Below are 11,852 nucleotides of genomic sequence, written 5' to 3' on the forward strand. Positions count from 1 at the left end.
ATAAAGCCGGGTCGACGCCATGTCAACGGGCTTCATGGAATTTCTTCATATTTGCACTCGTTTTCCGCCTCCGGAGCACGAAACGCCAGAAGAGCAGCCAGAAAATCAGCATTCCGGCGGAGATCAGCCACACTTCGCCGATTCCCCTCGTAAAGACCAGCACGAGTGCGAGCGAAGTCCAGATTCCTCCGCCCATGATCGGTTCGTGCAGCAGCTGTTTGTAGCCGAAACTCGCCGCTGCCGGAGTATTGTTGTCCGGGTCGACCGTGCGCAGCAGCAGCAACCCGGTCGCCGTGACGCCGAGTCCCTGTCCGAACTCCGCGATCGCCCGCTCGAACCACGCCTCCTCGAAGAGCCGCGGCGCTACGTAGAGCACCATGAACACGCTCCACACCGTTCCTCCGACCGCGAGAATCAGCAGCGGCATCCAGTAGGCCAGTACGAAGTCGAGCCGGATCGAGGCGACCGCCGCCACCACGAGAAAATCCAGCGACGCTCCGCCGAGACGCTGAATCTGCCCCTGATCCACCAGAGAATCCAGACGCACCAGCAGCAGAATCTTCTGCAGAATCAATCCGCCGATCAAACAGAGCGGAAAGAGCGGGAAACTCGTGAGTATCTTCAAATTCTGAATCCCCTCCGGCATGAAGCGGTTGGAAAATGCGAGCAGCTGCTGGAGCCCGTAGCCGATCAGAACCGCCATCCCGAGCGCCGCGATATGCAGCGCGAGCGAGTCGATCGATTCACTCTGGACCGTCTGCTTCCCGGCGGGGGGCTGTGCATGCTTCGGATAGACGCCGATCCGTTCGTGGGGGGTCTGCTCGCGAAACGTCCGGACATTCTGCACCCAGCCGCGCCGGACCGCCAGGTTGATGAGCGCCATGCCGAGCGTGATTCCGAGCACCATGCCGATCGTCGCCATCGTGTAGCCGAGCGCGATGCCCGCCTCCCAGTTGAAATCCTCAAATGTCCGGGTCAGCCCGGCGACGGTTCCATGTCCTCCCTCAAATCCGATCTCGAGCAGATTGCCGAACGCCTTGTTCACGCCGAAAAGCGGAACGAGCAGGGTCGCCGCAAGACCGAGACCGATCACATACTGCCCCCATGCGAGCAGCTGCCCCATACAGAGCTGCGGCGCGGCCTCGCTCCAGATCGTCTTCATCTTCGGAATCTTCGCCCCGATGAAGAGGGCGGCAAAGACGATGTTGATCAGGAATCCCGGCAGTGCGCCCCAGCTGCTGTGCCACTCGGGAGCCATCTCTTTCCCGAACGTGTTGATCCAGAGCAGACCGATCAGACCGCCGATCACCGAAGCGGGCAGGTAGAGCCGCTGGAAGAGCGGAATCGCGGTGCGGACAATTTTCCCCAGCACCAGCAGCAGACACAGTCCGCAGAAAGACATCACGACGGTTTCCATGCAGCTCCCTCCCTTGCGTCACAGACTAGATCATATGCCCCATGCGTTCTTTCTTCGTGCGGAGATAGAACGCATTTTCGCGGCACGGTTCGATGATGATCGGAACCCGTTCCGTGATCTCGAGCCCGTAACCGGAGATGCCGACGAGCTTCTTCGGGTTGTTGGTCAGCAATCGCACGGATTTGACGCCGAGGTCGAGCAGAATCTGCACGCCGATGCCGTATTCGCGCAGATCAGCGGGGAAGCCGAGCTGCTCGTTGGCCTCGACCGTATCGCATCCCTCGTCCTGGAGCTTGTAGGCGTGGATCTTGTTGAAGATCCCGATGCCGCGCCCCTCCTGCCGCAGATAGACGATCACACCGGAGCCGTTCTCCACGACCTGCCGCATTGCGGCGTGCAGCTGTTCGCCGCAGTCGCAGCGGGAGGAGCCGAACACGTCGCCGGTGAGACACTCGCTGTGGACACGCACAAGAACGTTCTCCTGATCTTTCACGTCGCCGTAAACCAGAGCAAGATGTTCAAAGGAATCGACTTTCGTGCGGTACGGCGTGACTCGGAACTCCCCGAACACGGTCGGCAGCCGGGCACTTTCTCCGCGAATGATCAGATGCTCATGACGGCGGCGGTAGGCGATGAGATCCGCGACCGAGCCCCACTTCAGATGGTGTTTTTTCCGGAATTCGTCGAGCTGCGGCACCCGTGCCATCGTGCCGTCATCGTTCATGATTTCGCAGATCACGCCCGCCGGAGTCAGCCCCGCAAGACGGGCGAGATCGACCGCCGCCTCCGTGTGACCGGCCCGGCGCAGCACACCGCCGGGGCGCGCGATGAGCGGGAAGAGGTGTCCCGGAGAGACGAAATCTCCCGGCGCGGTGGCCGGATCGATCCACGCCTGAGCCGTTTTCGCCCGGTCGAACGCGGAGATCCCGGTCGTCGTCCCGCGCCGCGCGTCGACGCTCTGGGTGAACGCCGTTCCAAACGGATCCGAGAGCGACGCGGGCGTCGAGAGATTCAGCTCCGCCGCGCGTTCCGCCGTCAGCGGCGCACAGATCAGACCGCGCGCATATGTCGCCATGAATGCGATCGCCTCCGGCGTCACATGTGCGGCCGCCAGCACGAGATCGCCCTCGTTTTCGCGGTGTTCGTCGTCAGTGATGATGACCATCTTACCGGCCTTGAGATCAGCAACCAGTTCCTCGACCGGATCAAATTTGATTTTGCTCATTCCCTGAATTCTCCATGAGGTGAATTGAATTATAGATTGATTTCGCGCGAGACCGGGCGGATCGCCGAGGCGCGTCCGGTCCGATAGTCGTAGGTGACGACCGTGCCGTCGAGGCGGATCGCACCTTTTTCCACGACGGCGAGCCGGTTCGGCATGCCGGTGGTGAATTTGTAGAGGACATCTTTCACGTCGCGTCCGAGTACGCTGGTCGCCGCGCCGGTCATGCCGACGTCGGTCTGCCGGGCGGTGCCGCCGGGCAGCACGATCGCATCGGCGGTCGGCACGTGAGTGTGAGTCCCGAGCACGGCAGTCACACGGCCGTCGAGCAGATAGCCCATCGCAAGTTTTTCACTGGTCGCCTCCGCGTGGAAGTCGACGAGAATCGTGTTCACGGTTTTCGGCAGTTCGTGCGCGAGGATCTCCTCGACCGTTTCAAACGGATTGTAGGCCGATTCGCGCATGAACACTTTCCCCTGCAGATTGATGACCGCAACTTCGCCGCCGGCCGGATTGCGGAAGACACCCCAGCCGCGACCTGGCTGTCCTTTCTGCAGATTCGCGGGGCGGAGCACCCGGTCGAGCCGGTCGATTTCGGCGTCGAATCCACGCTGGTCCCAGACATGGTCGCCGGTCGTGAGCACGTCGGCGACTTCGAGCAGCTCTTTCGCGCAGCCGGAAGTCAACCCCGAGCCGGCGGCGGCGTTTTCCGCGTTGACCACGACAAACTGACAGTTGAATTCCCGGCGCAATTCAGGAACGAGCTGACGAACCGCCTCGCGTCCGCCCTTGCCGACCACGTCGCCGATGAACAGCAGATTCATGATGAAATTCCTCTTCTTGTTGCAACAACAGCCGATGTTCTTTTGCCGCGTCTCCCGAGAATCAGCAGCATGCAGAACGCGCCGGCGAACGCCGCCGGTGCGAGAAACATCGCACTTCTGAGCATGAAATATTTGCCGATCACCCCGGCGAGCAGCAGCGCGATTCCGGCGATTCCCCAACTGCCGCCGACGATCATCCCCATGCGGGCGCCGAGTGCGAGCTTTCCGGGAGCGGTCCGGGCGAGTACGACCAGCTGCGGAAATCCCGCACCGACCAGCAATCCCGCAAACGGAACGAGCACTGCCGCCGCCGCGTATCCGGCCAGCAGCAGATAGCAGACAAGAACCGGAATCCCGATCAGAATCTCAAGCGTAAGGCAGCGGATCACCGGCACGCGCCGGATCAGAAAACTTGTGCCGAACGCCCCCAGACCCGCTCCGAGCCCGAAGAGCGTTCCGGAGAAGCCGCCGAACCCGAGCGAAAAATCGAGCTCGGCAAGATAGCTCGGCAGCAGTCCCTGAATGATACAGCACCCCGTGTTGATGAGAACCGCCAGCCAGAAAAGCTCGCGGAACGTGCAGTTCGCCGCGGGAAGCGATTTCTGCGGGGAGGGGGAGTTGCCGCTCTCCGGCCGCGCCGCAGTCGGCGAGCCGCTTTTTTCATCGAGCGCAAGCCGGACCCGGGATCGGTGAAACAGAATCAGAAGACACGCCACCGGCAGGAGAAGCAGCAGCAATCCCGGGAATCCGAAGAACTGCACGAGCAATCCCCCCAGCAGCGGGCCGGTCGCGTAACCGCTGAATCCCGCGAGCATGAAGAGCGACGTCGCCACCGCCGGAGAAACCGTATTCTCCGGCAAGGCGCAGATTCCGCGCAATCCCTCCGGATGCGTGAACGCCACGCCGAATCCGAGGATCAGAACCAGCAGCGTCAGAAAGAGAGTCGTAAAAACATGCGGCGTCAGACAGACCAGACAGATTGCACACGAGAGCACGAGTCCGAGCTGGACGAGCATCGGACGTTTGGCGGATTTGCGCAGTGTCCCCGCCCAGACCTGGATTCCGTTGGAACTGAAGCTGCAGAGTGTCAGCAGCGCGGTTCCGGTCACGAGCGACAGATCGTACTCCCGCCGGAGCTCCGGCAGAAACCCGGGCAGCGTTCCGGAGAGCATGTCAACGGTGAAGTGAATCGCGGTCAGCAGCAAAAGCTGCCGGTACGCGAGCAGGTGACGAGTCATAGTTTCCTGACGATATCCTGGTTGTTTGCGCGGTACGGTCTATTAATATAACCTCGCGCGCGCCCGGCGTCAAGCGCAAGGGGGTGGTGTTGCACGGGGATTTTTCCCGCCGGGGTTGCTTTTTCCCGAAATTGCGCTATATTGCACGGTCATTCATTCCGAAAACAACGGGGAAATCCAAGTGCGGAAAAAACTTTCATCGCTCATCTCATCTCCGGCGCGCCGGGTGAACTCGATTCTGCCGGACTCGGCGTTTCAACCGCCGCCGGAAGATGGTGTCCTGCGGAAGAGACTTCGCATTTTACTTGCCGCCTGGGGAGTGTGCTGGTTTCTGCTGCCGCTCGCGGTGCTCGAAAATGTGTTCATCGACGTGCCGGAAAATATCGTCTGGGGCAGTTATTTCCAGTTCGGATACGACAAGAACCCCTACCTCGGCGCCTGGATCGGCTACCTCGGCAGTTGGCTCACCGGGAACAGTCTCTGGAGCAGTTATCTTTTGAGTCAGCTGTTCGTGCTCGCGGGGCTCGCTTGCGTCTGGAAGCTCGGACGGCGCATGACGACGGAGGCGGGGGCGTTTCTCGCGGTGCTTTTCCTGCTTGGCGTGAACTATTACGGGATCAAGTCGGTTGAGCTCTGCGACGATGTGATGGAACTCGGATTCTGGCCGCTTTTGCTCCTCTTTTTCCACAAGGCGTTGCGGGATGGCAACCGCGTCGGGCACTGGCTGCTGGTCGGTCTGCTTGCGGGCTGCTGCTTCATGGTGAAATATTACGCCGCGGTGCTGTTCGCTTCGATGTTTCTCGTGATGGTGGCGACGCCGGAGGGGAGGCGGGCGTTCCGGCGGCCCGGACCGTATCTCGGGGCGCTGGTGTTCGTCATCGTTTCGTTGCCGAATTTCATCTGGCTGGCGGGGAACGACATGGTCGCGTTCCGTTATGCGTTCGGCCGTGCGTCGCTCGGGGAGGGGGCGCCGGCATTTGAATTCTCTTTCCGGCGGATGTTGAAATATCCGCTGCGTTGTCTGACCCGGACGCTCTCGGTGCTGCTTGTGCCGCTGATTCCGTTTTTCGTGCTCTTCTTCCGGCGGGATGAAACGGTCAAATCTGCCACGTTCGACCGGAGATTCGTGGCGATTCTCGCATGGGGGCCGTTCGCGTTCACGCTGCTCTTCTCGTTCGTTTCGGGCGGATCGGTCAATTATTCGTGGGTGGTGCCGTGTTTCCCGCTGCTCGGGCTCTTTCTGGTGCTGTGGTTCCGGCCGTACCTCAACCGTTTCAGTCTGAAGTGCTTCACTGGATTCATCATCATTTTGTGGGTGGTGTTCGCCGCGGTTTTTGCAGGACGGAGTCTCTGGCAGCAGCCGTATCGGAAACGTGGATGCGATTATGAAAACTTTCCGGGGAAAGCGCTCGCCTCGCGCGTTACGGCGGAGTGGCGTTCGCGTTACGGCACGCCGCTGCCGTTCATAATCGGCGAACGGCGCGAATCGTGCAACGTCGCGGTCTACTCTCCCGATCGGCCGCAGGCTTACTTCTCAGCGAATCCGGAGTTCAGCCAGTGGATCGACGAGGAGCAGATCCGGGAACAGGGGGCGGCGATCCTCTTCGACGGCCGCCCGAACCGTCGTCCGAAGTTCCTCAAACGCCTCGCGGAGTCGGGATTTCCGATGACGCCGGAGGTGAGGATCGAGGAGGAACGCGCAATTCCCGGCTGGTTCCGGGCGCTCGCGGGAGCGCCGAAAAAGGATGCTTACGTCTACTGCTTCATTCCGCCCGGGCGGAAGTAGTCCCGGCGTTGGCCGCATCCGCTTCCCGGAAGACACGGATGCAGTTGAAGAGAGTGCGCGGCACATGAAAGAACGCTTTGGAGAGCGACCCCTTGAATCCGTTGCGCACGCTGCCGTCGAAGCGGACGACGCCGTACCATTCCCCGAATTCGGGATCGCGGAAGTGTTCCGTGCTCCACTCATCGACTTCATCGAACATCCGGAGAAACCATGCGTCGCCGGAGATCCGGTAGGAGTAGGCCGCGGCGAGCATGGCCTCATTGTGAGTCCACCAGCCCTTGGTCATATCCATGCCATCAAACATCGGCTTGTCGAGCGCGTCCATGAAGTAGTACAAGCCGCCGAATTCGGAGTCATGCGCATAGGAGTAGATCCGGCGCGTCCACTCCGGAATCTCCGCGAGCAGCTTCTGTTCTCCCGCGAGTTCCGCGCCCTGCGCAAGAAACCACATCGTCTCGAAATCGTGTCCGGGAATGACGGTGCGGAAGAACGAGTTGTCGAGTCGATACTCTCCGGAAACCGGTGTGCGTTCCAGCCACCGTCCGACTTCGGAGCAGAAGAAAGTCGGGAGCACGTCAAAGGTTTTCCGCAGCGTGGCATTCACACGGCCGTCCGCGAATTCGCATCCGTTCACGATCATCGTGCGGCAGAGATGGCAGAGGTGCATATAACCTCCTCGCACACGCATTGCAGGGAAACGCGAATCGGGCGAATTCTGTTCCGACCGGGCAAGCGCGGAGGTGATGCAGTTGAAACAGCTCTGCGCCTCGGCGCGGAAACGCTCCTCGCCGGTCGCGCGAAAGAGCTCGGCGCACGCGCATCCGGCATAAATGCAGGTCATGGCTTTCATGAGCCCCGCTCCGCCTCCTCCTCCGCCGCGTCGCGCTCCCATGCGGAAAGCGGGATTGCCGGCGGCATCGCAGATGGGAATGTAATTGCCGTCCGGCTCACGCAGCTTTTCGCAGAAGCGGAAGCCGTGGAGCGCGAGTTCGAGGAACTCGTCCCGCTTGTATTCGGAATTGTACAACGCGCTGAACATGTAGACGTTGCGCCACTGCATCGCAGTGGATTTGAGCGGATCGAAGCAGTTGCCGGCGCGGTCGAGGGAGTTGAAAAATCCGCCGTTTTCGCGGTCGACGGAGTGTTGAACCCAGAACGGGACGACGGAATTCAGCAGCTCGTCCTCGAGGCGGGCGGCCAGTTCGGAAAGTCGTGACATGATGACAAAGATTCCATTCGGTGATTGAAAAAAAACGTATCATATACCATACACCGGGAAACGGGGAATTTCAATTCCAGGCGCAAAACTTCCGACCGCGGATCTGGGAAACGGAACTGTTTCTGTTCATTTCCGTCACCTGAGGAGTGGCAATACTTTTTGCCGGAATCCCGCCTTTTCCGGGACTTTTATTTCTCGAATGCGGCTGTATATTATTCTGCATAACATCGCGGAATCATGAAAACGAGGATATGGAAATGAGGGAAGAAGAAAAGATTTTTGCCGGAATCCTGTTCAATCCAGGCGATCCCGAACTCAAGGCGATCAAGTTGCGCTCCCACAAACTCAGCGCCGCCTACAGCCGCACCGCAGAGGACGAAACTGAACTCCGGGCGGAGATCATCCGGCAGATGGTCGCCGAGTTCGGGGAGGGGAGTTTCATGCAGGGACCGGTTTTCTTCCATTACGGCGTGCATACGCGGATCGGGAAACGCTGTTTCTTCAACTATAATCTGACGATTCAGGACGATGCGCAGGTCATGATCGGCGACGACAACAACTTCGGCCCGAATCTGACCATCGTCACGCCGCTTCACCCGATGCTGCCGGATGAGCGGCGGCTCATGCTCGACGGCGAGGGCAAGCCGAAACGGTTCTGCTATGCGAAGCCGGTCCGGATCGGCAGCAACTGCTGGTTCGGAGCGAACGTCGTGGTCTGCCCCGGCGTGACGATCGGCGACGGCAGCGTGATCGGTGCGGGGAGCATCGTGACGCGCGACGTTCCACCGCACACGTTCGCCGCCGGGAATCCGTGCCATGTGATCCGCGCGCTTTCGGAGGCCGACAGCATGCGTCACAAACCCGCCGTCCTCGCGGACAACCGGGTCATGGAGCACTGATCCCTGCTGCGCGCAGTCAGCGTTGATTCCGCCTGAAATATTTGCGGATAACCTGGCCGCGCGCCGTGTCGCCGACCGGCTGCTCGATGGTTTTGTCATCGGAGTGTTCGACGCTCCAGCCGGACCACTCCCGGTACGCGTGATAACTCCAGTCCCAGCCGTATTCTTCGAAAATTGAAATCCAGTCATCGAGCCACTGCGCCCCTCCCGGAGCCCAGCGGATGACGCCGAACTCGCCGACATAAATCGGAACATTGTATTTGAGCTGAAACTGACGGATCGGTTCGGCCATGATCCGGAGCCACTCCCGATTCCACCCTTTCGAGGGATCCGGATACGGGCCGACCATCGCCCGTCCGCGAATCCCCTGATGCGTATATTCGCCGGGCTCGTAGAAGTGAGGCGAGTAGATGATGTTCGGCAGATTGATCGGCCGGGGATTGTAGGAGGTCGCCACGATGATCGGCGTGTCCGGGTCGATCGCCCGGATCTCACGGGCGAGTTTTTCTGCGAATCGATCCCAGTCCAGCGCATCCGAGCGGACGTCGTACACCTTGTCGATCGGCTCGTTGACCAGATCGTATCCGTAGATCGCGGAGTCTCCCTTGAACGCTTCTGCGATCTCCCGCCAGAGAAGCACGACCGCCTGCTGGCGTTCCGCTGTCCAGAGTCCGAGATTGTTGTTGATTGCGTTCATCTCCCCCGGAGAACGGTGAAGATCGATCACGACCTTGATTTTGTACTTATGACAGTACGGCAACACCTGTTTGAGCTCCGCGATTCGGTCGCGTCCCCAGGCGAGATACCGTTCCGTGGTCTGGAATACGGCCGGCCCCCCCTGCAGGAACTGCCACCGGAGCAGATTCCCGCCGAACTCTTCGGCAAATATGCGGAAATCCTCCTCTTCCTTCAGCGCTCCGGCCATTGCGCCGCGGTATTGCGGCGTTTTCTGCAGCGGGGCGCGGTTCAGACCGGGGGATGGCGGTTCGGGCGCGGGAACCTCCAGAATCCGGATCTCGCGGTATTCGGCCAGACCGTTCTTTCCCGCATCGGCGAGCACGAGCTTGAAATCTCCCGCGTAAGGGGGAATCCGCCACGAACCCGCGTGCCGCTCCCAGCCGCTCTTTTCGCGCGGAACGGGGGGGCCGGGGCGGTAGCCCCAGTTCTCCCGATATTTGTCGAAGGGACGATAATTCGGGACGAGTTTCAGACAGTCGCCGAATTCCTGTCCGAGCTTCTCTCCACGAACAACGCCTTCGACCGTCACCATCTTCCCCTTGAGCAGTGCGCCGTCGATGGGGAAGGCGGGGGCTTCCGGACCCCGCACCCGCAGGAACGGTTTTTCTCCCGGCTGCCGGATCAGTTCGGCTCCGGCGGGAATGGAAGAGTTTTCCGCGTTCCACTCCCAGAGAATGCGTGGCTCGACGCTTCCCGCCGGAAATGACAGGGCAAAACACGCAAGTCCAAGCCAGGTTGCTGCAAAATGTTTCATCTGCCCGCCTCCTTCACGACGATGCGCGGCGTTGTGCTCCGGTCGAACCCGAAGTAGACCGCATGGTCAAGTCCTTGAAGAAAGACCAGCTCTTTCGGACCGGGGAGGTTGTTGTAGAGAATCCGCACTCCTGAGGGGGGACAGACCCAGTCGGAGAGTCCCGCGTCGATTTTGACCGGACAGTGGATCCTGCGGGCGAAATTCACCGTGTCATAGTAGAGCAGCCCCGGCGCCGGATCAGGCCGCCAGCCGCGCACCCGCCCGACTTCAACTCCCCAGAGATCACAGAACCATGGAATCTGCAGAAAACATTTCGTGACACCCTTCGTCAGAGCTGCGACTGCAGCGGATTGAAACGCCCCCTGACTGCCACCGATGATCTCAAAATGTTTGCCGTCCCACTCCGGCAGAGTTTTGACGAATTCAGCCGCGCGCACGCCGCGCAGAATCATATCGTGAAAATAAGTCGTCAGCGGCGACTGGTTTTCCTCGTTCCGGAAACCGTATCCGGCCAGAATGCTGCTCTGAAGTTCCCGGTAGTAGGCGCTTTCGCGGCCGTTTTCGATCCCGTGCGGATTGATGGAAAAGGTGATGACGTCTCCATCGCGATAGAGCGGCGCACTCTGGACCGAGTAACCGTCGAACCGCAGACGAACCGGGAATTTCTTCCCTTTCGCGGCGGCTTTCGGCATGGTGAGATAGCCTGAGACCGGTCGGTCGCCGACGCAGGGGAGTTTGACATCGAATACCTCGACCTGCTCACCGGATTCCACGGATTTTTTTTCAAGCACTTTGAGCGGAACACCGGCCAGTTTCGCGAGTTCCTCCCGCCAGAAAGCGTCGAAATCCGCGGGCTCCGGTCTGCCCTGTTGCAGTTTTTCCGGCGCGACGCCTCCGGCCAGTCCGTACTGAATCGGACGGGGGCCGACGCCGGGACGCGGAATGCGTTGCACCGGTTCGCCGTCATCCCCCAGCAACATGGCACGAACCATCACGTAGCCGGGACGGTCGAGCGAACTGCGGAATTCGAGCGGTTTTTCCGCATCGACGTCGAGTGTCCGCACTTCGGTTTTGCCGTCGTCTCCCGCCCGGATGAGCCGGACGCATCCGGATACCGGCTTGCCGTTGTCGAGAATCCGGAATCGGAAGATCATCGGTTCTCCCGCTTCATACAGAGCGTTTTCCCGGTCGAGGGTTCCGGTGACGGTGCAGGTCTGAAACGTTTCCGCCGGACGTACTTCGCGAAACCCGGGCGCGTGGAATCGAACTTTGCCCGCAACATTCAGCAGTGCGAGGTCGAGGCCCGCTTTCCGGATCCCTTCCGGGAATGCGATCTTGAGCGTGTGGCGAGACATCGCGCCGTTTTTGTTCGGAATTGGCAGACGCAGGAACTGTTCTTTCCCGTTCGCGGCAACATAGTGGATCTGAACGAGGATGCCGTCCCCGTTTTTCACGGATTCGGGCAGATCCTCCGCTTCGACGCCGATCGAAAAGAGCAGTTCACGACCGGCGAGCTGCGCCGGATCAAGCGGAATTCCCGTCCAGCTTTTGATTGCGGAATCGTGGCGGAATTCGAGGTCGCCCGCTTCGGTGATCCTCCGGGTTTTGTTGTTCAACTGTCCTCTGACTTCCGGCGCGCTGAGGTTCACCTCGACCGGCCCCGCCGTTTCTGCCATGACCGCACTGCAAAGAAACAGCAACGGCACCAGGAGCAGAAATGTTTGAAATCGAATTCTCATAGTCGCTTCCTTTCCC

At 60.3% G+C, this 11,852-nt stretch carries 9 protein-coding genes; 2 read left to right on the top strand and 7 right to left on the bottom strand.

Going from position 1 to position 11,852, the window contains the following annotated elements:
- Positions 1–22: 22 nt before the first annotated feature.
- From Q0J85_RS01310 to Q0J85_RS01325, 4 genes are read right to left on the bottom strand one after another with little or no spacing between them, the layout of a single operon-like run.
- A complete protein-coding gene (locus tag Q0J85_RS01310) occupies positions 23–1,417 on the bottom strand; it encodes a sodium/glutamate symporter (protein WP_294477484.1) in 1,395 nt (464 codons plus the stop codon).
- Between the two features lie 25 nt (positions 1,418–1,442).
- Positions 1,443–2,642: a bifunctional 3,4-dihydroxy-2-butanone-4-phosphate synthase/GTP cyclohydrolase II gene (locus Q0J85_RS01315; protein ID WP_294477485.1), complete on the bottom strand. Its 1,200-nt coding sequence runs from the start codon at positions 2,640–2,642 to the stop codon at positions 1,443–1,445.
- Positions 2,643–2,671: 29 nt separating this feature from the next.
- Positions 2,672–3,463 carry a TIGR00282 family metallophosphoesterase gene (locus Q0J85_RS01320; RefSeq protein ID WP_294477486.1) on the bottom strand — a complete coding sequence of 264 codons (792 nt, stop codon included), beginning with the start codon at positions 3,461–3,463 and terminating at the stop codon, positions 2,672–2,674.
- Positions 3,460–4,701, bottom strand: coding sequence for an MFS transporter (locus Q0J85_RS01325; RefSeq protein ID WP_294477487.1), 1,242 nt, complete (start codon positions 4,699–4,701; stop codon positions 3,460–3,462). The genes Q0J85_RS01320 and Q0J85_RS01325 overlap by 4 nt, the downstream gene beginning before the upstream one ends.
- A gap of 181 nt (positions 4,702–4,882) precedes the next feature.
- Between Q0J85_RS01325 and Q0J85_RS01330 the strand changes: the two genes are divergently transcribed.
- A complete protein-coding gene (locus tag Q0J85_RS01330) occupies positions 4,883–6,487 on the top strand; it encodes a glycosyltransferase family 39 protein (RefSeq protein WP_294477488.1) in 1,605 nt (534 codons plus the stop codon).
- Here Q0J85_RS01330 and Q0J85_RS01335 read toward each other — a convergent pair.
- A complete protein-coding gene (locus Q0J85_RS01335; protein ID WP_294477489.1) occupies positions 6,465–7,706 on the bottom strand; it encodes an AGE family epimerase/isomerase in 1,242 nt (413 codons plus the stop codon). The genes Q0J85_RS01330 and Q0J85_RS01335 overlap by 23 nt on opposite strands.
- Positions 7,707–7,963: 257 nt before the next feature.
- Between Q0J85_RS01335 and Q0J85_RS01340 the strand changes: the two genes are divergently transcribed.
- Entirely contained in the window at positions 7,964–8,605 is a 642-nt protein-coding gene (locus Q0J85_RS01340) for a sugar O-acetyltransferase (protein WP_294477490.1), read from the top strand.
- Positions 8,606–8,621: 16 nt separating this feature from the next.
- Here the strand turns inward: Q0J85_RS01340 and Q0J85_RS01345 are convergent, their stop codons facing one another.
- Positions 8,622–10,097, bottom strand: coding sequence for a cellulase family glycosylhydrolase (locus tag Q0J85_RS01345; RefSeq protein ID WP_294477491.1), 1,476 nt, complete (start codon positions 10,095–10,097; stop codon positions 8,622–8,624).
- Positions 10,094–11,836, bottom strand: coding sequence for an acetylxylan esterase (locus tag Q0J85_RS01350; protein ID WP_294477492.1), 1,743 nt, complete (start codon positions 11,834–11,836; stop codon positions 10,094–10,096). The genes Q0J85_RS01345 and Q0J85_RS01350 overlap by 4 nt, the downstream gene beginning before the upstream one ends.
- Positions 11,837–11,852 lie beyond the last annotated feature (16 nt).

It is taken from the genome of uncultured Victivallis sp., from assembly GCA_944389935.1.
GTDB lineage: Bacteria > Verrucomicrobiota > Lentisphaeria > Victivallales > Victivallaceae > Victivallis.

Excerpts from the sequence above, each read along its gene's own strand:
- Q0J85_RS01310 (WP_294477484.1), bottom strand. The coding sequence starts at position 1,417 with ATGGAAACCGTCGTGATGTCTTTCTGCGGACTGTGTCTGCTGCTGGTG.
- Q0J85_RS01315 (WP_294477485.1), bottom strand. The coding sequence starts at position 2,642 with ATGAGCAAAATCAAATTTGATCCGGTCGAGGAACTGGTTGCTGATCTC.
- Q0J85_RS01320 (WP_294477486.1), bottom strand. The coding sequence starts at position 3,463 with ATGAATCTGCTGTTCATCGGCGACGTGGTCGGCAAGGGCGGACGCGAG.
- Q0J85_RS01325 (WP_294477487.1), bottom strand. The coding sequence starts at position 4,701 with ATGACTCGTCACCTGCTCGCGTACCGGCAGCTTTTGCTGCTGACCGCG.
- Q0J85_RS01335 (WP_294477489.1), bottom strand. The coding sequence starts at position 7,706 with ATGTCACGACTTTCCGAACTGGCCGCCCGCCTCGAGGACGAGCTGCTG.
- Q0J85_RS01340 (WP_294477490.1), top strand. The coding sequence starts at position 7,964 with ATGAGGGAAGAAGAAAAGATTTTTGCCGGAATCCTGTTCAATCCAGGC.
- Q0J85_RS01345 (WP_294477491.1), bottom strand. The coding sequence starts at position 10,097 with ATGAAACATTTTGCAGCAACCTGGCTTGGACTTGCGTGTTTTGCCCTG.
- Q0J85_RS01350 (WP_294477492.1), bottom strand. The coding sequence starts at position 11,836 with ATGAGAATTCGATTTCAAACATTTCTGCTCCTGGTGCCGTTGCTGTTT.